Source organism: Cupriavidus sp. FW306-1B-F12B, assembly GCF_058781795.1.
Genome location: NZ_JBYSXC010000005.1, coordinates 173752 through 198874, shown reverse-complemented (window position 1 = coordinate 198874; position 25123 = coordinate 173752). Strand labels below are relative to the sequence as shown.

Annotated in this window: 22 protein-coding genes and 1 pseudogene; 13 read left to right on the top strand and 10 right to left on the bottom strand. The window is 63.3% G+C overall.

Features of this window, described 5'->3' with window-relative positions:
• Positions 1-135: 135 nt before the first annotated feature.
• From AC3WLE_RS11035 to AC3WLE_RS11000, 8 genes are all read right to left on the bottom strand, one after another.
• A complete protein-coding gene (locus AC3WLE_RS11035) occupies positions 136-984 on the bottom strand; it encodes an enoyl-CoA hydratase-related protein (protein WP_492318052.1) in 849 nt (282 codons plus the stop codon).
• Entirely contained in the window at positions 981-1763 is a 783-nt protein-coding gene (locus AC3WLE_RS11030) for an enoyl-CoA hydratase-related protein (RefSeq protein ID WP_492356327.1), read from the bottom strand. Before AC3WLE_RS11030 ends, AC3WLE_RS11035 begins: the two co-directional genes overlap by 4 nt.
• Positions 1764-1801: 38 nt before the next feature.
• Positions 1802-3025 (bottom strand): CaiB/BaiF CoA transferase family protein, encoded by a 1224-nt coding sequence (locus AC3WLE_RS11025; RefSeq protein WP_492356326.1) that lies wholly within the window; start codon positions 3023-3025, stop codon positions 1802-1804.
• Between the two features lie 10 nt (positions 3026-3035).
• Entirely contained in the window at positions 3036-4004 is a 969-nt protein-coding gene (locus AC3WLE_RS11020; protein WP_492356325.1) for a Bug family tripartite tricarboxylate transporter substrate binding protein, read from the bottom strand.
• Positions 4005-4138: 134 nt separating this feature from the next.
• Entirely contained in the window at positions 4139-5101 is a 963-nt protein-coding gene (locus AC3WLE_RS11015; protein ID WP_492318056.1) for a LysR family transcriptional regulator, read from the bottom strand.
• Positions 5102-5418: 317 nt separating this feature from the next.
• Positions 5419-5832 carry a YybH family protein gene (locus AC3WLE_RS11010; protein WP_492318057.1) on the bottom strand — a complete coding sequence of 138 codons (414 nt, stop codon included), beginning with the start codon at positions 5830-5832 and terminating at the stop codon, positions 5419-5421.
• Between the two features lie 380 nt (positions 5833-6212).
• Complete coding sequence (locus AC3WLE_RS11005) at positions 6213-6398, bottom strand: YgaP family membrane protein (RefSeq protein ID WP_492318058.1); 186 nt, start codon at positions 6396-6398, stop codon at positions 6213-6215.
• Between the two features lie 68 nt (positions 6399-6466).
• Positions 6467-6712, bottom strand: a complete 246-nt coding sequence (locus tag AC3WLE_RS11000) for a Crp/Fnr family transcriptional regulator (RefSeq protein ID WP_492318059.1) — start codon at positions 6710-6712, stop codon at positions 6467-6469.
• A gap of 110 nt (positions 6713-6822) precedes the next feature.
• Here AC3WLE_RS11000 and AC3WLE_RS10995 point away from each other — a divergent pair.
• From AC3WLE_RS10995 to AC3WLE_RS10975, 5 genes and pseudogenes are all read left to right on the top strand, one after another.
• Positions 6823-7305 (top strand): annotated as a pseudogene (locus AC3WLE_RS10995) (MerR family transcriptional regulator).
• Positions 7306-7521: 216 nt separating this feature from the next.
• The gene (locus tag AC3WLE_RS10990; RefSeq protein WP_492356324.1) at positions 7522-8916 is read left to right on the top strand and encodes a hypothetical protein; all 1395 of its coding nucleotides are present in this window, start codon (positions 7522-7524) and stop codon (positions 8914-8916) included.
• A 283-nt stretch (positions 8917-9199) separates the two neighbouring features.
• Positions 9200-9784 carry a hypothetical protein gene (locus tag AC3WLE_RS10985; protein WP_492318061.1) on the top strand — a complete coding sequence of 195 codons (585 nt, stop codon included), beginning with the start codon at positions 9200-9202 and terminating at the stop codon, positions 9782-9784.
• 219 nt (positions 9785-10003) lie between these two features.
• Positions 10004-13066 carry an autotransporter family protein gene (locus AC3WLE_RS10980; RefSeq protein ID WP_492363576.1) on the top strand — a complete coding sequence of 1021 codons (3063 nt, stop codon included), beginning with the start codon at positions 10004-10006 and terminating at the stop codon, positions 13064-13066.
• A gap of 256 nt (positions 13067-13322) precedes the next feature.
• Positions 13323-15125: a sulfatase family protein gene (locus AC3WLE_RS10975; protein WP_492318063.1), complete on the top strand. Its 1803-nt coding sequence runs from the start codon at positions 13323-13325 to the stop codon at positions 15123-15125.
• A 53-nt stretch (positions 15126-15178) separates the two neighbouring features.
• Here AC3WLE_RS10975 and AC3WLE_RS10970 read toward each other — a convergent pair whose 3' ends face one another.
• Positions 15179-15865, bottom strand: coding sequence for a GntR family transcriptional regulator (locus AC3WLE_RS10970; RefSeq protein WP_037025720.1), 687 nt, complete (start codon positions 15863-15865; stop codon positions 15179-15181).
• Positions 15866-16028: 163 nt separating this feature from the next.
• Here AC3WLE_RS10970 and AC3WLE_RS10965 point away from each other — a divergent pair, with 163 nt between their 5' ends.
• From AC3WLE_RS10965 to AC3WLE_RS10950, 4 genes are all read left to right on the top strand, one after another.
• On the top strand, positions 16029-17723 hold the full coding sequence (locus AC3WLE_RS10965; RefSeq protein WP_492356322.1) for a thiamine pyrophosphate-binding protein: 1695 nt from the start codon (positions 16029-16031) through the stop codon (positions 17721-17723).
• Positions 17724-17773: 50 nt separating this feature from the next.
• Positions 17774-18775: a tripartite tricarboxylate transporter substrate binding protein gene (locus tag AC3WLE_RS10960; RefSeq protein ID WP_492351479.1), complete on the top strand. Its 1002-nt coding sequence runs from the start codon at positions 17774-17776 to the stop codon at positions 18773-18775.
• Between the two features lie 92 nt (positions 18776-18867).
• Positions 18868-19560 (top strand): TVP38/TMEM64 family protein, encoded by a 693-nt coding sequence (locus tag AC3WLE_RS10955; RefSeq protein WP_492351478.1) that lies wholly within the window; start codon positions 18868-18870, stop codon positions 19558-19560.
• 179 nt (positions 19561-19739) lie between these two features.
• Complete coding sequence (locus tag AC3WLE_RS10950) at positions 19740-20855, top strand: sensor histidine kinase (protein ID WP_492356321.1); 1116 nt, start codon at positions 19740-19742, stop codon at positions 20853-20855.
• Between the two features lie 48 nt (positions 20856-20903).
• On the opposite strand, the gene AC3WLE_RS10945 is transcribed toward AC3WLE_RS10950, so the two are convergent.
• Positions 20904-21887, bottom strand: coding sequence for an AraC family transcriptional regulator ligand-binding domain-containing protein (locus tag AC3WLE_RS10945; protein WP_492351532.1), 984 nt, complete (start codon positions 21885-21887; stop codon positions 20904-20906).
• Positions 21888-22184: 297 nt separating this feature from the next.
• Here AC3WLE_RS10945 and AC3WLE_RS10940 point away from each other — a divergent pair, with 297 nt between their 5' ends.
• The 4 genes from AC3WLE_RS10940 to AC3WLE_RS10925 are packed head-to-tail and all read left to right on the top strand — an operon-like array spanning position 22185 to position 25074.
• Entirely contained in the window at positions 22185-22529 is a 345-nt protein-coding gene (locus tag AC3WLE_RS10940) for a hypothetical protein (RefSeq protein WP_492356320.1), read from the top strand.
• A complete protein-coding gene (locus AC3WLE_RS10935) occupies positions 22519-23178 on the top strand; it encodes a Dabb family protein (RefSeq protein WP_492356319.1) in 660 nt (219 codons plus the stop codon). Before AC3WLE_RS10940 ends, AC3WLE_RS10935 begins: the two co-directional genes overlap by 11 nt.
• Positions 23175-24086: an SDR family NAD(P)-dependent oxidoreductase gene (locus AC3WLE_RS10930; protein ID WP_492318070.1), complete on the top strand. Its 912-nt coding sequence runs from the start codon at positions 23175-23177 to the stop codon at positions 24084-24086. Before AC3WLE_RS10935 ends, AC3WLE_RS10930 begins: the two co-directional genes overlap by 4 nt.
• A complete protein-coding gene (locus AC3WLE_RS10925; RefSeq protein WP_492318071.1) occupies positions 24067-25074 on the top strand; it encodes an NADP-dependent oxidoreductase in 1008 nt (335 codons plus the stop codon). Before AC3WLE_RS10930 ends, AC3WLE_RS10925 begins: the two co-directional genes overlap by 20 nt.
• Positions 25075-25123: the final 49 nt, after the last annotated feature.

Sequence of the window (25123 nt, the reverse complement as noted above, 5' to 3'; positions counted from 1 at the left end):
CACGGCCGGCGAGCGGTCGCTTGCGGCCAGTTTCGGACATCGGCCAACGCTTGCGTCCAGGCAGCTCAATGCCCGCTCCGCATCCCGTACCGGACGTTCAGGCTTATGCTAGCTGCGCACGCGCAGGCAAGCCGCTCAGCGCCCCAGTCCGAGGAACGAAGGCTGTCGTTTGTCGAGGAAGGCCGCCACCCCCTCACGGAAGTCGCTGCCCTGCAATGAAGCCGCGATCTCGCGCTCAGCCAGCGCCACGCTTTCACCTAGCGTCTGGCCAAGCGCGAGGTACGATTGCCGCTTGGCCGCCGCCATTGCGCTGGGCGAGCATAGCGTCGCCAAAGTAGCGGCACGTTCGAGCACCGCCGGCAGGAATCCATCGGCTTCGAGCACCGCGGAAACCAGACCGGCCTGATCGGCCTCCTGAGCGGTCATTGACCTGCCGCACATTAGCCACTCGAGCGCACGTGACAAGCCGATCAGCCTGGGCAGGATCCAGGCAATGCCGTGCTCGGCGGCCAGCCCACGCCGCACGAACGCCGGCACCAGTCGCGCGTCGTGACTGGCGTAGCGGATATCGCAATAGAGTGCGAGCACAAGGCCAACCCCGGCTGCGGCGCCGTTCAGGGCGCAGATGATGGGCTTGCCGATGGCCAGCAGATAGCTGTAGCGCTGGTCAAAGTCTTTCCTGGCGGTGGCATCGTCAGGCATGGGAGCCGCCGTGCCAACGGCGCATTGCGGGCCGGACGCTGTTAGCCGCGCGCGCGCCGCCGACAGATCGGCGCCGGCACAGAAGGCCTTGCCGGCCCCCGTCAGCACGATCACACGGACCTCGCGGTCGTCCCGGCAGCGCTCGAGCGCTGCGCGCAGTCCCGCTTCCATTTCGGCGTTCCAGGCGTTGAGCTGGTCCGGCCGGTTGAGGGTGATGACGGCAATCTGGTCCGCCACTTCGCAGCGTATGCTCTCGGTGGGGCTCGGGCTGGCCACGCTCATGATTTGCTCCCCACGCGTTCCGTCAGCAAGCGCAGTGCCTGGCGGTGCGCTTCGGTCGTATGCGCCAGCGCCTGCATGCTGGCGGAGAGGTCGAGCACGGCGTCGAGCGTGTTGAGCAGGGACGCCTCCACCAGGCGTTTTGTCATCCTGACTGCGTGCCCCGGGTTCGCAGCGATCGCACGCGCAAGCGTCAGCGCAGTCTCCATCAGTGCTTCAGGCTCGGCCAGGCGCGACACGAGACCCCATTCCATTGCCTGCTGCGCATCGATGGCGTTGCCGGTGAGCGCCATTTCATACGCGCGCGCCAGCGGCAGGATTCGTGCCAGCAACCAGGCGCCGCCGTCGCCCGCTACCAGGCCAAGCTTGACGAAACTCTCGGCAAAGGTAGCGCGGGTCGAGGCAATGCGGATGTCGCACATGCAGGCGACGTCCAGTCCGGCACCAATGGCGGGGCCGTTGACCGCGGCGATCACCGGTATGTCGATTTGCTGGAAGGCACGCGGAATGCGCTGGATGCCAGTGCGGTAGCGCTGTTCGTTGACGATCGGCTCACCCGCTGCGAGCTGACCCAGCGATTGCAGGCTGCCGCCGGCGCAGAACGCGGGCCCGGCGCCGGTCAGAATGGCCGCGCGCAGGGTCGTATCGGCGGAGATCTCCGCAAGTGCCGTGACGATCGCCTGGATGCTGGCGTCGTCTGCAATGGCATTGCGGGTCTGGGGGCGATTCAGCGTGAGGATGGCAATGCCATCCTCACGGACAGTCTGGACGAAATCAGACATGACTGGAAGTCTCCATTGGCAGACGGCCGGTTTTCACTTCAGAACGCGCCTTGCTGGCGCAGGGTGTCGATCGCGGCGGCCGACAGGCCGAGCAGCTCGCTCAGCACCGCGTTGTTGTGCTCGCCCAGGCCCGGGTTGGGCTTTAGCACCAGCGGCGCAGACTGATGAAAGCGCAGAGGGCTGTTGGGCAGTACCACCTCGCCCAACTCGGGATGATCAACATAGCTCAGCATGCCGCGCTCGTGCATATGGCGGTCGTGTACCACCTCATCGAGCGTGCGTACTGGCGCGCAGGGAAAGCGATAAGCCTGGCTCGCCGCCATGATCTCGGCTCGGGTCAGGTTCGACGTCCAGGATGTGACCAATTCGTCCACTTCGCTCATCACCTCGCAACGCGAGGTGTGCGTCGCGTAGCGTTCATGCTTGCCCAGTTCGGGGTGACCCATCGCTTCGCACAGCGCCGGCCAATGGCCTTCGGTGACACAGATGATGGCGATGTAGCCGTCCTTTGCCAAATAGCTGTTGTAAGGCGCCATGGCGAGCGCCCCGTGCTTGTTCCCGGTGCGCGGATTGCGCTTCGGGTCCTCGTAGTACAGCGTCAGGTTGGAGGCCAGCGTGGGATACATCGCGTCCTGCATGGCGATTTCGGCAATTCGTCCGCGGCCGGTCCGTTCGCGCTCCAGCAAGGCTGTAACGATGGCGCCATAGAGGTGGATACCACCCAGGAAATCGCTGATGGCCGGCCCTGCCTTGACCGGGGGGCGATCGGCATAGCCGGTCACGTGCATCGCCCCGCTCATGGCCTGAATGGTCAGGTCCATGGCGAGATGATCGCGATTCGGCCCGCTGGTGCCGTAGCCCGAGGCAGACGCGTAGATCAGGCGAGGATTGATCTCCAGCAGCGCCTCGGCGCCGAGGCCGAGGCGTTCCATCACGCCCGGCATGAAGTTCTCCAGCACTACGTCTGCCTTGGCCACCAGGTCGCGAAAGACGCTGCGGCCTTGCTCGGTCTTGAAATTCAGCGTGATGCCACGCTTGTTGGAATTGAGCATGGCCAGGGGCAACAGCGACTCGCGACGCGACCGCACCGGCTCTCCATGTGGCGGCTCGATCTTGATCACATCGGCGCCCGCCATCGCCAGAAGGAAGCCGCAATAAGGTCCCTGGTAGATCTGGCCCAGGTCAAGCACAGTCAGGCCTGCCAGCGGAAGGTCGCGCGCCGGAAGGTCATTGGTCACACTCGTCGTCGGGTTCGTCGTCATGGTATGGATCTCACTGTTTCTGCATTCCGGCCTGCCGGGCTGCCTGCTCCCAGCGGCTGATTTCCTCAATTTGGAAGCGTCTGAGCTCGTTGGCATCGCCAAGAAACGGCTCGCCATAGGATTGCCGCACCTTTGCCACGCCTTCGGGCAAGCGGTAGATCGCCTGCAGATGCTCGCCAAGGAGATTGACGATGGGCGCCGGCGTACGAGCCGGCACGAAGGCCGCAGTCCAGTTGATCATGTAGTAATCTCGGAAGCCCGACTCCTGCAGCGTCGGCACCTTGGGGAAGGCATCGACGCGCCGGTCGGCGCTCACGGCCAGCATGCGAACCTTGCCGGACTGCAGGAAGGGAACAACGGCGCCGAGGTCGGCAAAGGCAAAATCGAGTTGGCCACCGGCAAGGTCTGACAAAGCTGGCGCCACACCCTTGTAAGGCACGGGCGTAGCGCGGCCACCCGCAAGGTGAAGGAAGAGTTCGGTAGCAATCTGGTACGAGGCCGCACCGGCGCCGTAGTTGAGCGTGCCAGGCTGGGCCCGGCTGCGCTCTGCCAACTCACCGATAGTTTTCGCATCCGAAGAGGCCGGCACCACCACCGCCATCACGCCACGCGTCAGCCGAGCCACCGGTGCGAAGTCCTTCACGGGGTCGTAGGGCAAACGCTTGAAGATGGCAACATTGGTCGCCATCGGCGAATTGCTGGCCAGGAAGATCGTGTGGCCGTCGGGGTCAGCACCGGCCACGGCCTGGGCGGCAATGAAGCTGTTGGCACCGGGCCGGTTCTCCACCACCACCGGCTTACCCAGCCGCTCACCGAGCTTCTGTGCGACATAGCGCGCGGTGGTATCGGCGCCGCTGCCGGGCGGGAAGGACACTACTAGGCGGATTGGCTTGTGAGGGTATGCGCCAGCGCTGAAAGGCAATGCCAGCGAGAGCAGCGAGGCCGCTGCGGCAAGGCGCAGGGAGGTGCGTCTGTTCATCTTGTCTCCACGCTAACTTATCGAGGGCGAGCTCTGTCTGGCCCGCATGGCTGCAGAATAGGCAACCATAGACATGACACCAATCGCGGTGGGTCTATATCAGTCATACCACTACTGGTATGACCAGATGGCCATTATCGGGCGGGGAGTGCGCGCCTGATCTCGGCTCGCAGCCAATCGCAGGCTGCATCGCGGTGGGTGAGGTTGTGCCAGAACATGGAAACATCCGTGGCAGGCGCCTCAAAAGCAAGCTCGGCCACGACGACGTTGTCGGGCAACGCCAGCCGCCTGGCCGTCCTGGCAGGGATGGCGCAGATCATGTCGGTCTCGCTGACGATCTGCGGCGCCGCCATGAAGCTGGAAATGGTGTACACCACTTGCCGTGAGCCGCCTTGCTTGCGGATAGTTCGGTTGATCAGTTCACCCAGCAGGGTCAGACCGGTTGGCGAGACATCCAGGTGCGGCAGAGCGCAGAAGTCCTTCAGGCTGATCCGCACCTTTCCTCCGGTGTGGCGCGGCTTTCGCATTACACAAACGAACGCCTCGGAGTAAAGCAGCGAAGTGTGAATTCCGGGCGCGGAGGGGATGGCCGAGCCAATGCAGAGATCGAGTTCGCCGCTTGCCAACGCATCGACTGCGCCGCTCCGATGCAATGGACTGAATTGCGCCGTGATGGAAGGGGCGGCGGTGCGCAGCGCGGTCAGCAAGGAAGGGGCAAGCGAGAGCTGGATATGCTCATTGCAGGCCAGTGAGAAATGTCGCACGTGGGTGGCGGCATCAAAAGGCGCATTGACGCTGGCCAACTGAGCCGTCGTTTCCAGCAGTTTTTCCACGATCGGCAGCAACTCCTTGCCACGCGCAGTCAGCAGCATATGGTTTCCCTCACGCACCAGCAGGGCATCCTGGAATACGATGCGCAGACGGTCGAGGGTTCGACTCATAGCCGGCTGTGAGACTTCCATCTGGGCCGCCGCGCGCGATACGCTTCGCCCCCGTAACAGGGCTGCAAGCGCAAATAGAGTATGGAAGTCAACGTTGCCCAGCCGATCCAGAGCAGATGGCGGGATAGATTTTCCTGATTTGATTTCTGGCTCCACGTCATCATTAAGATGGCCACATGATAGTGCCTGGTCGGAAAAGAGCTACGCGGATTCGGGTGAAGGAACGAAAATCCGCAGTGTCGCGACTGCCATAGGGTATCGAACATTTTGCAGTCCGGTGTACGTTCGCTTCGTCCGAAGACCTGCTGATCACGATAAGGGGGCGATGTCGGTTGTACTTCGGAAGCGGCCATTCGTCTTCCGGTACTCGCAACGGCGGAGATGGGTCGGGAAGCGACGCCCGGCTCGCGGCAAACAGAGGTCACTTTCCAGCCAGCAGCAGTCGATCAAACGCCAGCCGGCCGGCCCTCGACTCAGTTCACCGACGGCAATTCCGCATCAAGCAAATCGGTCCCGTATGAATTGTCAATCGCGCAGAGCCAATTGTCCTCTGGCCCCTTCCGGAAAACGTACGTCGCACGTCTGGTCGTTGCGACGGCAGCACCCGCTGCATCGAGTGAGTTGAGTACGGTCTCCATAATCACAAGAGCCGTATCACCATTCTCCAGCACGACCGTCTCGCCCTGACTGACAGTCATGCTGTGATTGAAGTGCTCGGCGATCGCGACGAATGCACGGCGAATCTGCTCCTTGCCCCTTGCAATCATGCCCGGCTTGACAACGAGCATCGCGTCGTCGGCATAGATTGCCATTAGCGTATCAAAATCCTCTGCCGTGATCGCAGCGTCGGCGGCCTTGATGATCTGGGTGAGTTCGTGCGCTGACATCAATGGGTTCCTCCTGAATGAGAGCCACTGAAGCGGGCAACAAAAAACCCGCCACCGGGGCGGGTTTTGCACTCTGGCCAGTCGCGCGCTACCCACCGAAAAACCGGATGGCGCGAATAATCAGCAATGCGGGAGCGTATGCGCGGGACATGCTACGTATTCTGCCACGGATTCCGATTGACATGCAGCCTCGACCCAGGATTGTCCCTTCCGGATAGTGATGGTCCCCTGCAAGTGCAGTGACTGGTGCACCCGTCTGGTCGACGGTAGCGTTGCAAGCGTAGGCGGTGCGCAAGGTGGCATCACAATCGGGGAACCCGTTGGCTGGCATTCCTCCCCGACGTACCGCTCACCAGGCATGACCAGCGTTGGTCGACCCCCTACTTGCTGCGCCTCCCAAAGATTGTGTAGACCGGGCAAAAGCCGACGAGGCCAGTGATGAGAGGGACCAGCCCGATCCAGCCCCAAGGCACCTTTGGCCCAAAGAAGACCAGCATCAACAACGCTATGCCAGCGACAATCCGAATTGTCCGATCCACTCCACTCAGGTTTTTGCAGAACGACATCTTTTGCTCCTGTATCTATGCAAACACATAGATCGTGGGCCAGATCGCCCTGCATGTCTGTGACTTGGTCACAATCGGCGCGCCAGTTGTTCCAGTACGTGGCGATTCCGCACGCGGATTCTGCCCCGCTGCATTTCCAGCCATCCCCGTCGCTCGAACTCCTTGAGGTGGCGACTGATGACTTCTCGTGCCGATCCCAACTCGGTAGCTATCATCTGGTGGGTCGCATTCAGTTCCCCATCCCCAGCTTGCAGGAGGTAGCTGGCCAGACGGACGTCTACACGTTCAAAGGTCACCTCCTCGAACAGAAGCATCAGGCTGGCCAGCCGTGTGCCGAAGGACCCGAATACAAATCGGCGCGAGCCCAGCGTCTTGTTCTTCCAGGTGACCAGAGCCCGACTTTAAGCTTAAAGTCGACTTTAAGATCAAGCCCCCGGAGAATGCGGAACTGGCTCGATTGAGTGGCGTTTCCGCCTCACGCATCCGGTTTTATGAGGCGAGCGGCCTGCTCGAGCCGGCGCGCAGCGGCAAGCCAACGGCTATCGCGAATACGCGCCGGAAACGTTGACCAGGCTGGAGATCCTCATGTGTGCGCAAGGCTCGGGCTTCTCTCTGGAAGAGATTCGAGCCATTCCTGCCTCCGGACCTGGAGAAGTGGCCGCATGACCAATTGCTCCAGGCCCTGCGGCGCAAGGTCGATGAGATCGAGCTGCTGGAGCAGCGTCTGGCGCAGAGCAAGCACCGCCTCGTCGCACTGATCGACGAGATCAACGGCAACAGGGAGGGTGAAGATTGCGAGGACAAGGCCAGGCGGGCCCTAAAGCAATTGAATCAGGATGGCAACAGCGCCCCGGCGGGTCTCCCTGGCCGTAGGACGAGGACGTCAAGTAAAGGAATTCCTCTGTAACGAGCCGTCAGGTTCGCCTATGCTGTCCAATGCGGCAGATGCAAAATCCGCACAGGTCCGACGGATCTGAAAACAAGAAGGGGGAAGTCCCCGGAACGGAAAGCGCCATCAGGATTGCGCTTTCCGTGCGCTTGCTTGGCCGAGTCACGGGGTGGTGAACCATCGCACACGAGGCATATTGCCAGCTCGTGGGCGAGATTCTCCGTTGACGACAACATGACAGACGCCTTCCTGTTCAGTAAGCCGTTCACGTTTCTCGCCTGCGCCGGCATGTCGGAAGTCAGGGAAGGGGTTGATGTACTGGAAGCCCTCCCCGGCCACTTGTTCTGGCTCGAGAACGAGGACTACATCCGCCGGGTCTTCGTGCCCGATTTCCTGGAACAGAGCCGCGCCGCCCTTGAGGCGGTGATGTCGGACGGGCCAGCGCTGATCGATGCGATGGCCGACGAGATCCGGCGCAGCCCCCGCCTGCTGCCGGATCTGCAGCGCCTCTCTCCGGAGGTGGCCGCTGCCGCCCACTCGTATTGCTATTGGCGCTACAGCGCAGACGTGGTCGGGCGCGCGCAGGGGATTCCGCGCAGCGCCATCGAGCGCCAGTTCGACCGGGCCGCGCGGCCTCGGGACGGCGCACACAAGCTGCAATGGATCTGCCCGTGCTGCGACGGACTGGCGCACTATCAGGTCGACGGGCTGCTGGCCTCGCAGCGGCCGGCACGGCAAGGCGGCTTTTCACTCGAATGCACACACTGCGGACACCAGGAACGGCTGTACGCCGGCTTCCTGCATGCGGGCCGCCTGGAATGCCGCTGCGCAAATTGCACGGGTTTTATCAGGACGCTGGCAGGCCAGCTGGCCAGGCCCGCGCGCAGGCTGTGCGCGGCGCTGGAGGACTATGCATGGATGCATGCCGTGGATACCGCGGCAGAAATCCGCGAACTCTGGGAAACGTCATTGCAGATGCTGGCAAGCGGTGCCAGGCCGTCCGACAACGCGATGGCATTCGCCCTGGCCATCCAGTCAGGCGAGGCGCGCACCATCCCGGAGATCCTCAGCCAGATCGACCCGACCCTCGAAGGCCGGTTCGACAAGAATCCAAGGGCCTGGGTACTGCTGTGCGAGCTGCTGCGCGAAGGCGTGCTGGACGCCGACTGCGCAATCTATGACCAGGACGGCCGCCAGCACGTGGCGCTTGAGCTTGCCCTGCTCGAAGACGACCAGGCGGCCGACAGCGCCACTGCGCAGGACAGCCTGGCTACCTTGCTGAAGGGCTACCAGCCACCGGAGCGCGATGCCTTCATCAACTGGCTGAAGGCGCTGAAGCGCTTGCGGCTTTGCACCGCCAGGTTCAATGCCGCCCTGGACGTTGCCTGGAAGCCGAACCTGGAGCATTGCCGCATCCTGACCGCGCGATGGTCTGACGGCCAGGCAGCGCCCGCCGTGCAAGCCAGCGCCGCGTGGCTGCCCCCCGCGCCGCGCCCGCGCCGCCCGGAACGGCCGGTGTATCTGGACGCAGAGCTGGAGGCGGTGCAGTTGCTGAAGGCGCTGGGCTATATCGTCCTGAGCCCCGAGGAGATTCGCTCGCAACGAGATCCCATCGAGGATATGTCGTGAACCGGCAAACCCAGTCAAGCAGCGCACTTGACGGATGCGCCACGACATTATTGAGTTTTCCCTGATTCGCGGCAGCAAAAAAACAACCACACTCAATGTAACGTCCTGCCGTGCGCGACAGGTGGGGTGTGGCGGGTCGAAACTTCTAACTGCGGCTTATCACAATACTAAATACGCTTCGCTCCTGCTTTCTGTTTTAATGGTTCACAGTCGAAGATTTTGGCGGTGCACTGTTTAATAACACCGCGGACATCGATTAACCCAACCGGCAAGTACCATCGACATGCTGCTCGAGCCATTACATGGAAGCATTGGCACCTTGTGCATGGCATTGCTGCTAGTCAGTCCTTTGCTTGCTGCCGAGCAGGCTGACAAAAATCAGATCCCACCCCGGGGCGCATACACGGCAATTCAGTGCAGCGAAGCCTCTCAGTGCCCGCTGTTCGACGAGGTCTACGCGACAACTCCAGCGTTTCGCCACGCGCTTTCCCTGAGCCTGCGCCATGGCAATGAAGTAGTCCCTGACTGGGTCAAAGATAAGCTCCCTAACGGACAGACGCATGGTGACGTGCCACCACCGACGACAGCTTCAGCAATGCTACCGCTGCGGATCGATGATCGCCCATATATACTGGGGCGGATGACCGACCCGGAGAACTCTGGGCACCTGATCGTCGCGCTGTACGACACTCAGCGTGGATTCGCGACTGTTCACTACGTCAACAAAGACGGGAATGCTGCATTACTCGGCGACACCGCCGAGATCTTGCGCAAAGTGATACACGATTATCTCAACGCGGAATCTGCGTTCGCCAAGTCGCTGGCGCGCCCGGATGTGGCTCTGCCCATTCCAGTCACGAGCCAATGAACTGGGTCTACATCCATCCCTTCATTCCCCTGCTCTGGCACCCCGCAATCGCCATCGAGGACTCCTATGCAGCGTAGCCGGAGCCCACGCGCGGCACGCAGCCTTTTCGTGTGTGTGCTTACAGCCTTGAGTGAAGCGACAACGTGGGCACAAACCGTTGGCCCGGGTACGATCACCGCAACTGTAAGCAACAATGGATCCACTGGCGACCAGACCATCGTGGGGAACACGCAGGTGACGATATCTGGCGCTGGTTCTGGCACCCTCGTGACAGCCGGGACACTGACCTTAGACCCGAACGCAGCGGGCTTTCCGGCGGGGCCGATCGAGATCCAGACAACTAGCGACCATGGATTATTCGTCAATTCGACCACGACTCCTGCTGCGGTCCTGGCACTGCCAGGGGTAACCGTTTCAACATCGACGTTCGGTACGGCCGTCGTCGCCCTTGGGGGCGCTGCAAGCGTCACGGCAAGCGGGCTAACTATCAATAATTCCGGAACCGGAACGGGTGGGGGCTACGGTGCCGTCGCCCAGGACGGAGGGCGGGTTTCGCTGACCGATACCGCGATCACGACCTCGCGGCTGGGCGCAATCCTGCTTGGCACCGCCGGCACGGGCAGCACGTTGAGCATGCAGGGGAACAACACCATCATAAGCAACGGCGCACAAAGCGTTGGTGTCTATGCGAAGAACGGCGGAACGTTTTCGCTTCCTGCCGGAACCACGTTGACACTCAATGGACAGGGAAATACGGGGATAGTCCTTGAGGCGGCACCGCAAGCTGACGCGGCCATTGGCGACGGACTGACGATTCACCTCACCGGAACGGGCCAGTCCTATATCAACGGCAGCGTTGGCGTGGCGGCATTTGGCGGATCGACGGCGACGTTCCGTGGTCTTGTCGTGGACGGCGCGAACGCGGGGACAGGGGTCGTTGCCTTCTCCGGCGATCCCCGTGCTGGGGGAGCTGGCAACGCTGGCACCAGTTCGCGGGTAGACCTTTCGAACGCAACGATCACGATCAACCGCGCCGGCACCTCCACCTTCGCGGTGACGTCGTCAGCGGCTTCGCAACTCGTGAATGCTGCGGGCATTACCACGCCTGCCCTGAACACGGTGAACACCAGCGCCCCTGCGGGGCTGAGGGCGACGCCAGGATCCCAGTCGTCCCTTCTCTCCACGAGCAGGATCGATGCGATCAACACGACAATCAACATGAACGCCGCGAATGGCTTCGGCGTCTATGCCGGCGCGCGCGCAATCTCTGGCCTCAACACAATCAACCTCACCAACAGCATGGTGAACGGCACAGGTGCGGCCAGCTACGGACTAGCGGCTGATCAGAACGGTGCGGTAAACGCAACAGGGTCCACCGTAAACGTGTCTGGGGGTGGGGGCGGGCTCTATCTGATCACCGGCGCAAACGTGACCGGCGGTGTCGGGCCTGCCATCGCACTGACCAACAGTAACGTTACGACGAGCGGCTCCGCGACAATCGGCATTTTTTCCCAGAACTTTTCGAACACCTTGACCAACAGCGTTATGGTGACCGGTGGAAGCGTGAAGGCTCCGGATGCGGTAGGCATCTACGCGTCCGGAGGACCCACGAGCATCGTGGCTGATAACACGACGATCAGTGGCGGCAGCTTGCTTACGGCAATTGGCAGTGCACTCGCACCACAGGCGACTGTCGCTGACGTGGTCGCTCGCAATCAGAGTGTGCTGACCGGCGACGCGTTCGCCGACGCCGCGGCAACGGCGAATATCACACTGCAAACAGCCTCACATTGGAATGGCGCAGCGCTCAACGTTACCAACGTGAACGTGGATCCGACCAGTACATGGTCCGTGACGGGTAACTCGACGGTGACCCGGCAAGTCTCCAATGCAGGGACGGTTGCGTTCACCGCGCCGGCGGCGGGCGCCTTCAAGACCCTGACCACCCAGAACTACGCCGGCAATGGCGGCGTGCTCGGTATCAATACCTTCCTTGGAACGGACGGCTCTGCGTCGGACAAGCTAATCATCAACGGCGGCACGGCCTCCGGCACGTCCGGGATTCGCGTGACCAACGCTGGTGGCCCAGGTGCGTTGACGACGCAGAACGGGATTTTGGTGGTGGATGTCTTGAACGGTGGCACAACCGGGACTTCTTCCTTCACGCAAAGCGGCCGCGCTGTTGCAGGCGTCTACGAGTACCGGCTCTTCCGAGGCGGCGCCGACGGCACGAACCCGAATGCCTGGTATCTGCGCAGTGAGCAGCAACCGGAGCCGCCTCCCCCGCCCGTGCCGCCGAACCCTGATATCGTTGTCCCGTTATTCCGCCCTGAGATCGGCGCATATCTGGCTAACCAGCGCCTCGCCGCCGGTTTCCTCGTCCACAGCCTGCATGATCGCCTGGGCGAGCCGCAGTGGGCCGAACAGCAGACATTCGAGAACGACGACGCAAAGCGTGGTTCGGGGTGGGTGCGCCTGGTCGGCAAGGATATTGGCTCGCGCACAAGCAATGGCACCTTCGACGTCCAAAGCACGGCGTGGATGCTCCAGCTCGGCGGCGACGTTGCGCAGTGGTCGGTCTTCCGCGGCGACGACCGCGCGCACCTCGGTGGCATGATCGGCTACAACTGGGGCTCGAGCACCGGACGCGCCAAGGGCAACCCTTTCGCGGCCGACAGCGATGTGCAGGGCGTGAACGTCGGAATCTACGGCACCTGGTTTCAGAATGATAAGTCGCGACTCGGCTGGTACACGGACCTGTGGGCCCAGTTTGGCTGGTTCAGCAATCACGTGAACGGCGAGCTGCTGCCATCCGCCAGTTACAACTCCAGGATGTTAGCCCTTTCCGCGGAGACCGGATACGCATGGCTGCCGGGCTTTACGCATGATTGGGTGATTGAGCCGCAGGCGCAGGTCATCTACGTTCGCTCATATCAGGGGACATTCTCCGAGCCCAACGGGACGCAAGTGGGCGGTGCCGATTCGGACGGCGTCATTACGCGGCTGGGTGTGCGCATGCACCGTACGTGGATCGACGGTAAGGGTCACCGTTATCAGCCGTACATCACGTTGAACTGGTGGCACGATTCGGTTGACAACAACATCGCGCTAAACGGCATCACCATGAGCGACCTCTACCCGAGCAATCGGTATGAGGTCAAGCTAGGCCTGGACGTGCAAGGTCGCAAGGGCTGGACGGGGTGGAGCAACCTCGGCTGGCAATGGGGCTCGCAGTCCTATCACGCCTTTATCGGCCGACTGGGCGTCAAATATAGTTGGTAACCAATCCCGGATGCCACGCTCGGGCATATTGCATCTGCCGGAAGCGCAGCCGCGCATCCTCGAAATTCTCCGCCTTTCGGCCGACCCGCGAAACTGCGAATGTGTGTGGTTGCCAACCATCGCCTCCTGCCGGCGCCGCGCCCTGCCTTGGCGGCAGAAAATGTGCTTGCTAGACTGTCTTACGCATGCCTGGGCGGGCCTGCGGCAGCACAGCGTCCACCCGCCATGGGCCGCGCGAACAGGCAGGGAGAAGCCAATGAGCAACGACAACAAGCCTGGCGGCACATTGACGCGGCGCGATTTCCTCCTGACTACCGGGGTTGGGGCCATCGCCCTGGGTCTTGGCGCAGGCGCGGATGCCAAGGATGCGCCAGCGGGGGCAAGCGACGCGGCCCAGGCCGCTGGGAGCCTGCCTTCGGGACCGTACAACATCCTGTTTATCCTCGTTGACCAGGAGCGCTACTTCCGACCTGGCGAGTTGCCCAAGGGCTATGGCCTGCCTGCACATGATCGCTTGATGAAGCGCGGTACGACCTTTGTCAATCACCGCATAAATTCATGTGTTTGCACCCCGTCCCGCTCAGTTCTTTACACGGGCCAGCACATCCAGCACACCCGGATGTTCGACAACACGAACTTCCCGTGGATTAGCAGCATGTCAACGGAGATACGGACGCTCGGTGACATGCTTCGTGACGCCGGCTATTACACGGCGTACAAGGGCAAGTGGCACCTCACCAAGGAATTCGAGACCGTCAACAAGCTTGGCACGCCAACCAAGATCTTCACTCAGGAAATGGAAGCCTATGGCTTTTCCGACTACATCGGAATCGGCGACATTATTGCCCACACCAGCGGTGGGTACCTGCACGACGGGGTGATTGCTGCAATGGGTGTGAGCTGGCTGCGCGGAAAAGGGCGTGAGCTGGCGGCGCAGGGAAGGCCATGGTTCCTGGCCGTCAACCTCGTCAACCCGCACGACGTGATGTTCTACGACACCGACGCGCCCGGCACCGAGGTTCAGGCAATGCGCGGCCTCGCACATGTCGCGCGCGACCCGGCCGACCCGCTATACGGCAAGCAGTGGCAATTCACGCTGCCGGCAAGCCGGAAACAGGCACTTGACGCGCCTGGGCGCCCTGCGGCACACCGCGATTTCCTGCGCTCGCATGACGCCCTGGTCGGAGCCATTCCAAATGAAGATGCGCGCTGGCGCCGCCGGCACAACTATTACCTGAACTGCATGCGGGATGTCGACCGGAATATCGCTGCCCTGTTGGCCGAGCTTGACGCTGCAGGGCTCTCCGACAAGACCATCGTAATCCTGACATCGGATCACGGTGACATGGACGGTGCCCACCAGCTCCATGCAAAAGGCGCCGTCTCCTATCGGGAGCAGAACAACGTGCCGTTGGTCATTGCCCATCCCGCCTATCAAGGTGGAAAGCAGTGTCGCGCCGTCACCTCGCATCTGGACATCGCGCCCACCCTGGTTGCATTGACTGGCGTCGCGACTGACAAGCGCGCAGCCATCGTCAAGGGATTACCGGGAAAGGATTTTTCCCGCTTGCTTGCAAAGCCTGACGCAGCCGAAGCGAACGCCATTCGCGATGGCGCGCTGTTCTGCTACAACATGCTGGCCTACCTGGATGGCGATTATCTTTTCAAGGCTGTTGCCCATCTGCAGGGCGGTGGCAAGCCCGACCAGCTCAAGCAGGCCGGTATCCGCCCGGACCTGATGAAGCGCGGCGCGGTGCGTGCGGTCTACGATGGACGCTATAGCTTTGCACGGTACTTTTCTCCCAGGCAGCATAACAAGCCGAAGACCCTGGAGGAGCTCTACCGGTTCAACGACGTGGAGCTGTACGATCTGCAGGCCGATCCCTTCGAGATGAACAACCTGGCGGCAGGCGAAAAGCAACGGGAACTACTGGTCGCCATGAACGAAAAGCTGAATCAGCTGACTGATGCCGAGGTTGGCGAGGACCGCGGCCAGATGCTGCCCGGTGGCATAGACGCAGGATGGGAAGTCAGTGCGGAAACGATGGCGGGAGCCTGACCGCACCGGCCCAGACAGCTTAGGCTGCCCGATGGGGCGGCATTGGCTGGCCGCTAGCGCTGTTCCGCCAGGTAGATCCTGGTGAGGCCTTTCGCAATGGCCTCGACGATCTGCTCGCGCCGCAAGGCAATATGCGAAGTCAGGCATTTTTCCCCTTTCTCCCAGTCGTGCGCCTGCAAGGCGTGAACGATTTCAGCGTGTTCGCTCTGGGTGGAATCGCGCCCGATATTCTCCATGTCGATCCAGCGGATAAACCGGATGCGTTCGTTCAGGCTGACCAGCATCCGCTTGAGTTCGGCGTTGCCCGCCATGGCGGCGATGCGCAGGTGAAAGCCTTCGTCCAGTTCCACCAGTTGCGGGATCGGGGTATTTGCGGGCACCGACTTGCTGTGCTCGAGGTATCGCGCAAGCTCCTCGATGCTCTCGGCCGAGGCCCGCTCGAACGCCAGGCGCAGGCAATCGCGCTCGATCGTTACGCGTGCTTCGTATAGGTCCAGCATTTCCTGAATATCGAGCGGCCGGCGCACATAGCCGCGGCTGGACTCCACCAGGAAGCCCTCGGTGGCAAGGCGGGTCAGCGCTTCGCGCACTGGCGTCCTGCTCACGCCGAGGCGTTCCGCCAGCTCGATCTCATTGAGTCGTTCGCCGGGCTTGAGCTCGTAGGAAATCGCCATCTCGCGCAATCGACTGATGACATCGGATCCCCGTTTGCGCCTGACAGCGGAAATCAGCGGCTTCATGCCGTTGGTTGCTTGCATAGATATTCCTCGTTGGCCGCGATCATACCCGACGCTGCCGAGCCGCCAGGTGACGCATCCATGCCTTCAAGTTTAAGTATACTTAATTGTATCCTTCAGTGTATTCTTATCTTGCCTGCCCGACACTGACTTGGAGACTCCTGGAATGACGAAGATGAACGGCGCTGAAGCCATGGTCCGAATGCTTCAACTGAATGGTGTAAAGCACGTCTTCGGGCTGTGCGGCGATACCAGCCTGCCCTTCTATGACGCCATGGCCCGCCTCGACCATGGCATTGACCACATCCTGACGCGCGATGAGCGCAGCGCCGGCTACATGGCTGACGCCTATGCCCGCGTAACCGGCAAGGTTGGCGTATGCGAGGGGCCCAGTGGCGGCGGAGCCACCTACTTGCTGCCGGGTCTGGTCGAGGCCAATGAATCTTCAGTGGCTGTGCTTGGGATTACCTCGGACGTGTCGGTCGGCTCGCGCGGCAAGTACCCCCTGACCGAACTCGACCAGGAAGCGCTGTACCGCCCCCTCACCAAGTGGAACACCACGATCGACCGTGCCGACCAGATCCCGGGCGCGGTGCGCGGCGCCTTCCGCGCCATGACCACCGGCAAGCCCGGATCCGCGCACCTGTGTTTGCCATACGACGTGCAGAAGCATGAGGTGGATGTTGCCGACGTATGGGCGCAGCCTGGCCACGACCGCTTCCCTGCCATGCGCTATGCGCCGGACCCGGCCGAGATCGAACGGGCAGCGCAGCGGCTGGTCGCAGCGCGCATGCCGGTCATCATCTGCGGTGGTGGCGTGGTCATCTCTGGCGCCTGCGCAGAACTGGAAGCGCTGGCCGGCATGCTGAATGCCCCGGTCTGCACCACCGTCAGCGGGCAAGGCAGCCTGGCCGACACCCATCCGCTGAATGCCGGCGTGGTCGGTGCCAATGGCGGCATCATGGCCACGCGCGAGATTGTCGCCAAGGCCGACGCCGTGCTGTTCATCGGTTGCCGCGCCGGCTCGACCACCACCGAGCATTGGCGCTTCCCGTCGCGGGACATCGCAATCCTGCATCTCGATGCGGATCCGATGGTGATTGCCGCGAACTACCGCACTGACGTCGCCATGGTTGGCGATGCCCTGCTCGCCCTGAAGGCGCTCAACACCGCCGTGAGCGACCGCCTGGCCCACCGCCCGTCCGACGCTGCCGACGGCGCCGCGCTGGCCGGTGCCGCGCGTGCCGCCAAGCTCGCCGCCTTCGCACCGCTGGCAGCCTCGCTCGATGTGCCGATCAAGCCGGAGCGCGTGGTGGATGCGCTCAACCGGCTGCTGCCGGATGACGCCATCGTGGTGGCCGACCCCGGCACGCCCTGCCCGTATTTCTCCGCGTATTACAACGCCAGCAAGCCTGGGCGCCATTTCATCACCAACCGGGCCCACGGCGCCCTTGGCTTCTCGATGTCGGCCGGGATCGGCGCGGCCGTTGGGCGCCCGCGTGCGACCGTGGTATCGGTCATGGGCGACGGCAGCTTCGGCTTTACCTGCGGCGAGATGGAAACGCTGACGCGACGCAGGATTCCGCTGAAGATGATCGTGTTCTCGAACGCTGTATATGGATGGATCAAGGCAAGCCAGAAGGCCGGCTACGAGCAACGCTACTTCTCGGTCGATTTCAGCCGCACCGACCACGCGCGCGTTGCCGAGGCGTTCGGCGTCAAGGCCTGGCGCGTGGAAGACCCGGGACAGCTCGATGCCGCGATCCGCGCGGCGCTGGAGCATGATGGCCCGGCGCTGGTCGACGTGATTTCACAGGAACTGCAGGACACCGCCGCACCCGTGAGCCAGTGGATGGGCTGACATCCAGGCCATGTCCAGAACGCTTATCTGATCCGATGGGAGAGGTATCTATGTCTAGCCGACTTGCGGCACCAGGCCGCCAGAAAGCGCTTGGTGCCGGCGTGGTGGCCCTTGCCTGCCTGCTGCTGCCGCTGACAACGGCAGCAGCAGGGCCTGACAATGCCACGCCACTGAAGCTGGTGGTCACCTTCCCGCCCGGCGGCAGCACCGACATTGCCGCACGCATCATCCAGCCGAAACTGGCGGAGGCGGCCGGGCGGCCCGTGGTCATCGAAAACCGGCCCGGCGCTGCCAGCCAGGTCGCCACCCAGTACGTGGCTCGCTCCGCGCCGGATGGCAATACCCTGCTGGTCGCCTTCGATACGCATGCGATCAACCCCGTGGCGAAGTCCAGGCTCCCCTATGACACGTTCAAGGACTTCACTGGCGTCACGTTTGCCGTGCGCTTCCCGCTCGTGATCGGCGCATCGCCCACCGTTCCTGGCAAGGACCTGCGCAGCTTCCTCGACGCTGCGCGGCGTGAGCCGTCCAAATACAGCTACGCCTCCACCGGGCTTGGCTCGATGAACCATCTCGTGGCCGAGGACCTGAAGCGGCAGGCTCGGGTCGAGTTGATGCACGTGCCCTACGCCGGCGGCGGTCCCGCGGTCCAGGCAGTGCTGGGCAATGTGTCCAGTATCACGCTGCTGAGCTATGCGGCCCTGAAGGGCCAGATCTCTGCCAACAAGATCAAGCCGCTGGCCGTGACGGGCGCGCGCCGCCTGCCCGACCTGCCCGATGTTCCAACCGTCATCGAGTCCGGGTTCCCGGACTTCGAGGCCTACTCGTGGATCGGCATCTTCGCACCGGCAGGCACCCCACCTGCGGTCGTCAGGAAACTGACGGAAGATTTCCAGACCGCATTGTCGGACCCGGAAACCAAACGAAAGCTGACCGCGGCCGGCTTCGAGGTCATGGCCACCGATGGTCCCACCGTAGACCGCTATGCGCGCGAGCAATACGAGCGCTGGCACAGCTTCGTCAAGAAGACCGGGCTGAAGCTGGAAGACTGAGGCGGGGCCGAACGCATCGCATTCGGGGGTGCCGCGGACCGAGCTGAAGAGTCGCCTCGAAACTTTGGCCCGGCCCGCGGTTCTAATTTCGTATGGTGAGCAAATTGTCTGCCAATCGGCGCCCCGTCTGGTTCTGGCTTGCAGTCGGCGCCGCGGCGGTGCTGATTGGCCTGGTCGTCCTGTCGCCTCCGTTCAAGGCCTTCGTCGACCAGGCCATCGATTGGGCGCGGGCGACGATGGAACAGCACCCCGCGGCAGGCGCGCTGGTCTTCTTCCTGTTCTCGGCCGTGTCTGCCATGCTCGCCTTCGCCTCGAGCGTGGTCCTGGTGCCGCCGGCCACCGAGGTGTGGGGCAAGCCGCTCACCATTGTTCTGCTCTGGGGCGGCTGGCTGCTGGGCGCTGTGGCCGCCTTCGGCATCGGCCGCCTGGCCTATCCATTGCTCGCCCGCAGTGGTTACGAGGACAAGCTGGCGAAATACCAGGACTACGTGTCGCAGCGCATGAAGTTCTGGGCGGTGCTGCTGTTCTGTATCGCGGTTCCGTCGGAAATTCCCGGTTATCTGTTCGGCTCCATGCATTACCCCTTCCGCAAATTCCTGGCCGCGATGGCCATCGCCGAAGCGGGCTATGCGTTGGGTATCGTCGTGGCCGGGGAAAGCCTGGCAATCGATCGGCCCTTACCGTTTCTCATCGCCGTCGGCATCCTGGCGGTCGTCGCGGTGCTTGCGGGCCTGGTGCTGCGTGCGGTCAGGAAGCATAGGTCAGGCGGCCTGCAACGGCGCTGAACGGGGCTGCCAGGGGCCTGCGGGAGACCACTTTCGCCCCATGGCCGGTCAACCGGCGTTTGTGCCGGATCGGTCATTCAAGGCCGTATCCGACGCTACTGGAACCGCCGACAACTATCCTAAGATAAATTCCCAAGAGTGCATTTCCGGGGGCTCGCTCGGTTGCTTCAGGAGGAGACATGCGGCTAGCTGACTTCATCATGCGGGACACTGCGCGCATTGTGGCGGCATGGGAGGAATTTGCGACCACCCTGCTGCCGGCCGCAAGAGGCATGGACTCCTTCGCGCTGCGTGACCACGCACCGCAGATCCTGCAAGCCGTAGCGAAGGATTTGTTGACCCCGCAAACGAGGGAAGCTCAACGCGAAAAATCAATGGGGCAGGCCCCCAGGCTACTCGGTGCGCCGGAAACCGCTGCACAAACACACGCCCTCATGCGCGCGCGCGGTGGCTTCAACATCAATCAACTGGTCGCTGAGTACCGGGCGCTGCGCGCCAGCGTGCTGCGCTTGTGGATTGACGAATGTCAGTCGGCCGCCCCGGATCTGGACGAAGTAATGCGGTTCAACGAGGCTATCGACCAGGCAGTCGCGGAGTCCGTGGATTTTTTCCATTCGGAGGTAGAGCAGGCTCGCGACCTGTTGCTCGGCATGGTTGGGCACGATATGCGCAGCCCACTGCAGTCCATCCAGACGACCGCCTCATATCTGGCGGCGCTGAACGCGGGGGAGAAGGTATCGGAAGCTGCAGCCCGGCTGATTCGAAGCGGTTCCCGCATGAATTCTCTTCTGAATGATCTGTGCGATTTCAACCGAACGAAACTCGGCTTGGGTATCAACATCACGCCTGACGACGTCGATCTGGCTGACTTGGTTGCCGATACCGTGGACCAGTTGCGTACAGCTCATCCGGCCCGCCGCATCGATCTTGAGGTGAAGGACAACGTGCAGGGTATTTGGGACGGTCCGCGCCTGCAGCAACTGCTTTCTAATCTGGTGCTCAATGCGATAAGGTACGGCGCGCCGGACGAGCCGGTCCGCGTTGTAGTCACCGGCCATGACGCGGAAGTCCGTCTCGAGGTCAGGAACAGTGGTCCCGCCATTGACCCGCTGTCGCTGCAGCGCCTTTTTGACCCGCTGAGGAGAGGCCCGGATCAGGAGCAAAAAAACGCGGACGGCCTGGGACTCGGGCTGTATATAGTGAGCGAGATTACCAAGGCCCATCAGGGATCGATCGAGGCGCGCTCCGACCAGACAGGGACCACGTTTGACGTGCGTCTGCCGCGTCGCAGGTAACGGGCGCGCGCAGCCTGTTCTCTATCGCCGACAGCTGGAATTACCGCTTCACCAACTCCCGTTCACCACCTCACCCCTGCTTTCCCGCCTGAAGCGCGTCGGCGCATGCCCGGTCCAGCGCTGGAACGCCCGGCGAAACGCTTCCTCGCTGGCAAAGCCAAGCTGCTCCGCGATTCTTCCTACCGGCCAGTTGGTCGTGCACAGGCATTGTTCGGCGTATTCCTGCAGGCTGTGTTCGCGCAGCACCCGGTAGCTGCTGCCGTCGGCAGCGAGACGGCGGCGCAGGGTCGGTTCGCTCACATCAAAGCGCATGGCCAGCTCAGCCAGCGTCGGCAGCCGCGCGCCATGCACCAGCGCTGCATGCAGGATGCCGTGCACCTGCTGGCTCAGTGATACGACCTCGACCGGCGCACCGATCAGCCGGTAAGGAAAGTCTTCCAGGAAGGCATCGAGCTCCGCGGCCTGGCGCACGACCGGGCGGTCGAGCAAGGCCTCATCGAATTCGAATCCGTAGGTCTGGGTCCCGGACGTCACCGCGGCATGAAACAAGCCCAGGAAAGGCATGGCGTCCTCGCGCCGGGGATGCGCCAGGTAGACGTGGGTCGGGCGTAGCGGCTGGCCGACCAGCCAGCCGAACAGCAGCATATAGAAGAAGAGCCCGGTCAGATCCACCAGGCAAGCCGCGGAGGAGTTCGCACGCCGCAGCGAATCCATGCGGAACACCGCCTGGCCTGCGCTTTGCCCGAGGCTGAGCGCACCGGCGCGCGGATACAGCATCGCGCAGAAGTCGGCCGCGCAGCGGATCGCCTCCCTCAGCGTCTGGCTGCTCAAGACGCAACGGCACAGCAAGTCCACTTCCTGCTTGCGCATCGGGGGGTGGCCGTTGCCTTTGGCGACCAGGGCTTCCAGCCGCTCGATCGCGGCGCGGTAGAGCGCGGTGAACCTGGCGGGCGGCGCATGCCCGGATGCGCCGGCGGCAGGTGGAACCTCGACGCCCTGCCGCTTCAGTTCGTCCAGCAGGCGCTGCACCATGCCGTGCGGAACAGGTACGGGATTCCCCGGTATGTGGGCATTCATGGTCGCTGGTCGTGATTGCTTCGGTAGCGATGGTTGATCGTTCGGGTGGGGATCCGGTGCGGCCTGGCCTCCCATAATCATCCCGGCACTTCCACCCGCGCGGCAGCTTGCTGCACGGCCTGGGCGATGGAGGTTGCCATGCCACAAACACCATGGCTATACGGGACAACCCATGACCGCGCTTCCCTCCCGCAAACCCCCGGCTCCGGCATCGCAGCTTTGCTGCCACGCCTGCGTCGCGCGAGACACACCGTGATCCACATACTCGATGAAATCGTGCTCGCGCCCGGGCACCTGCCCACTGTGCTGAGCCTGCTGGAAAACCAGTACCTGCCCGGCAGCGCCGCCAGGGGCCTGGCACTGCTGCAGCGCTGGGTGTCGCCGCCCGTGGCGCTGGAAGATGCACCCAATACGCTGTGGCTGCTGTGGCAAGTGGCGGATGCGCCGGCTTACTACACCATGCGCGCAAGCATCGACGCTCCGGCCCTAGCCTTCTGGTCGACAGTCGGCACGCTGTGTGAAGCCCGCCGCCGCCATGTGATGGCCGATGCGACAGCTGCGCTGACCCGGCGCAAGGAGCATAGCGATGCGGCTTGAGACAGCACAGGTGCGATTGCACGCCGGCTTCAGCGCCGGGACGTGCACACAGGAGCAAGCCCTGCTTGCGCGGATTGAAACGCTGCCGGGCCTGCGCGATGTGGCGATTGGCCGGAACCTGGCGGGAAGCTGGGGCGCTGGCGACTACACGCTCGACCTGCAATTCGACGCGACTTCATCCGGCTCGCCCGGTCACGACACCGGCCTGGCCACCGCGCTGGCCGGCATGGCGGAGGTGGATAGCGTCGCCTATCAGCCGATCTCGGGCGGTCTGCGCGCCCCTCAGCTGCGCCACGGGATCTGGCGCACGCTGATGTTCCGGGTCCGGCCTGAAGCGCCGGACCGGCAGGTCCGCGCACTTGAGCAGGACCTGCTGCGGATGCCCGAGTACATGCCCGGCATCCGCAACTGGCGCCTTGCCCGCGCCCTGTCGCCCGGCGCCTGGACCCATGTCTGGCAGCAGGAGTTCGCCAGCGCGGACGACCTGCTGGGCGAATACCTGATGCACCCCTTTCATTGGGGCCATGTCGACCGATGGTTCGACCCCGAGTTTCCCGAATGGACAGTCCAGGCGATCTCCCATGCCTTCTGCCCGCTCGCGACAAGCCTGATTGCCAACCACAACCGCACAGAGGAATACGCGCCATGACCGCACACGGAAAACTGACAGGGAAGATTGCGCTCGTGACCGGCGCCAGCCGCGGCATCGGCCGCGCCATCGCGCAGCGCTTCGCGGCGGAGGGCGCGCTGGTGGTTGCCACGGCACGGCGCGCAGGCGAGTCCGACGACGAGCCTGGCACGCTGGCCGAGACAGTGAGCCAGATCCGGCGGCAAGGGGGCAGTGCCATCGCGCTGGCGGCGGATCTCGAAGACCCGGCGCAGCGCGACGACCTGGTGGCGCAGGCGGCAAGCGCCGCGGGCGGTCTCGACATCCTGGTCAACAATGCGGGCATGGCGGAATACAGCGGCATCGAATCGATGCCGCTGGAAATCTTCGACCGGACGGTCGAGCACTACCTGCGCATCCCCTTCGTGCTCAGCCGCGCAGCGATCCCGCTGCTGCGCACGCGCGGCGCGGGATGGATCCTGAACCTGGGCTCCGTCACCGCCCTGTCGCCTGCTCGCCCGTATCAGGATTTTGACCGGGCTGGCGGGGTCACGGCCTACGCCGCGGTCAAGGCCGCCATCAACCGGTTCACCGAGGGCCTGGCGGCAGAACTGGAGGCCGACAATATCGCGGTCAATTCGGTAGCGCCGAGCACGGCGATCCGCACGCCAGGCAGCGAGCGCTATATCCCGGACGGCTATCCGACCGAGCCAGTGGAGTACCTGGTGGAAACGGCGCTTGCACTCTGCAGCGTGCCGGCCCGGCTGCGCACCGGCCACATCGCCCATAGCCTGCACTTCCCGCTGGCGCACGGACTGAGCGTCCGTACGCTTGATGGTCAGGGCATGCTGCCGCCGCCAGTGATCCCGTCCTGGGCACATCCCGGTTTGAACCACGAACTGTCCGCAAAGCAAGCCCATGGAGAAGAGCATGCGCGCTGTCGTCATTGACCGTACCGGCGGACCCGACGTACTCAGGCTTGGAGACCTCCCGACGCCGGAACCCGCTGCCGGCGAAGTCCTGATCCGCGTGGCCTGTGCCGGCGTGAATCCCGCTGACTGGAAATGCCGTGAAGGCTATCTGAGCCACTTCATGCAATATAGCTTTCCGTTCGTGATCGGATTCGATGCCAGCGGCGTCGTGGCAGCGGTGGGAAGCGGCGTCAAGGACTTCGTCCCGGGACAGCGCGTGTTCGCGCAAACCGCGGTCGGCGCAGGCAAATGGGGTTCCTATGCCGAGTACGTCGCGGTCAGCCAGGATTGCGTGGTGCCGATTCCCGACAACCTGGGATTTGCCGAGGCCGCGGCAGTCCCGACCCCGGCGCTGGCCGCCTGGACCGGACTCTTCGACGAAGGCGGACTCAAGCCAGGCCAGACGGTGCTGGTTCATGGCGGTGGCGGCGCGGTCGGCACGTTTGCGGTGCAACTGGCAAAGGCGGCCGGCGCAACCGTCGCTGCCACCTGCAGCACGGCACGACGCGACGAACTGATGGCGCTCGGGTGCGACCTGGCAATCGACTACCGTGGCGGCGACATCGCTGCCGCGATGCAGGCATGGGCGCCGGCTGGCGTCGACCTGGTACTGGACGCCGTTGGCTGCGGCACCCTGCCGAACGGCATGGACCTGCTCAGGCCCGGCGGCATCCTTGTCGCCATCCTGACGCTGGTCAGCGGCGACAACGGCCCGGATCCTGCCGCAGCCACGCAGCGCGGCGTCCGCACCGCGGTGGCGTTCAGCAAGATGCCCAGCGGCGCGCAGCTGCGCGAGATCGCGGCGCTGCTCGGCAGCGGGCGCCTGCGCCCGCCCCGCATCGAATGCCTGCCGCTGGAGCAGGCCGGGCGCGCGCTCGATCTGGTGCAGTCGGGCAAGGCGGCAAGCAAGCTGGTGCTGCGTATCGACGAGCCAGCCAATGCTCACGACCTGGTCGCTGGCTTCTAGTCAGGCATCAGGCCGACTGAATCATAAGTTGGATGCTGCTTGCTTGATC

Coding starts and splice junctions, on each gene's coding strand:
- AC3WLE_RS11035 (WP_492318052.1), bottom strand. CDS start 984: ATGAGCGTGGCCAGCCCGAGCCCCACCGAGAGCATACGCTGCGAAGTG.
- AC3WLE_RS11030 (WP_492356327.1), bottom strand. CDS start 1,763: ATGTCTGATTTCGTCCAGACTGTCCGTGAGGATGGCATTGCCATCCTC.
- AC3WLE_RS11025 (WP_492356326.1), bottom strand. CDS start 3,025: ATGACGACGAACCCGACGACGAGTGTGACCAATGACCTTCCGGCGCGC.
- AC3WLE_RS11020 (WP_492356325.1), bottom strand. CDS start 4,004: ATGAACAGACGCACCTCCCTGCGCCTTGCCGCAGCGGCCTCGCTGCTC.
- AC3WLE_RS11010 (WP_492318057.1), bottom strand. CDS start 5,832: ATGTCAGCGCACGAACTCACCCAGATCATCAAGGCCGCCGACGCTGCG.
- AC3WLE_RS11005 (WP_492318058.1), bottom strand. CDS start 6,398: ATGTCGTTCTGCAAAAACCTGAGTGGAGTGGATCGGACAATTCGGATT.
- AC3WLE_RS11000 (WP_492318059.1), bottom strand. CDS start 6,712: ATGCTTCTGTTCGAGGAGGTGACCTTTGAACGTGTAGACGTCCGTCTG.
- AC3WLE_RS10990 (WP_492356324.1), top strand. CDS start 7,522: ATGACAGACGCCTTCCTGTTCAGTAAGCCGTTCACGTTTCTCGCCTGC.
- AC3WLE_RS10985 (WP_492318061.1), top strand. CDS start 9,200: ATGCTGCTCGAGCCATTACATGGAAGCATTGGCACCTTGTGCATGGCA.
- AC3WLE_RS10975 (WP_492318063.1), top strand. CDS start 13,323: ATGAGCAACGACAACAAGCCTGGCGGCACATTGACGCGGCGCGATTTC.
- AC3WLE_RS10970 (WP_037025720.1), bottom strand. CDS start 15,865: ATGAAGCCGCTGATTTCCGCTGTCAGGCGCAAACGGGGATCCGATGTC.
- AC3WLE_RS10965 (WP_492356322.1), top strand. CDS start 16,029: ATGACGAAGATGAACGGCGCTGAAGCCATGGTCCGAATGCTTCAACTG.
- AC3WLE_RS10960 (WP_492351479.1), top strand. CDS start 17,774: ATGTCTAGCCGACTTGCGGCACCAGGCCGCCAGAAAGCGCTTGGTGCC.
- AC3WLE_RS10955 (WP_492351478.1), top strand. CDS start 18,868: ATGGTGAGCAAATTGTCTGCCAATCGGCGCCCCGTCTGGTTCTGGCTT.
- AC3WLE_RS10950 (WP_492356321.1), top strand. CDS start 19,740: ATGCGGCTAGCTGACTTCATCATGCGGGACACTGCGCGCATTGTGGCG.
- AC3WLE_RS10945 (WP_492351532.1), bottom strand. CDS start 21,887: ATGGTGCAGCGCCTGCTGGACGAACTGAAGCGGCAGGGCGTCGAGGTT.
- AC3WLE_RS10935 (WP_492356319.1), top strand. CDS start 22,519: ATGCGGCTTGAGACAGCACAGGTGCGATTGCACGCCGGCTTCAGCGCC.
- AC3WLE_RS10930 (WP_492318070.1), top strand. CDS start 23,175: ATGACCGCACACGGAAAACTGACAGGGAAGATTGCGCTCGTGACCGGC.
- AC3WLE_RS10925 (WP_492318071.1), top strand. CDS start 24,067: ATGCGCGCTGTCGTCATTGACCGTACCGGCGGACCCGACGTACTCAGG.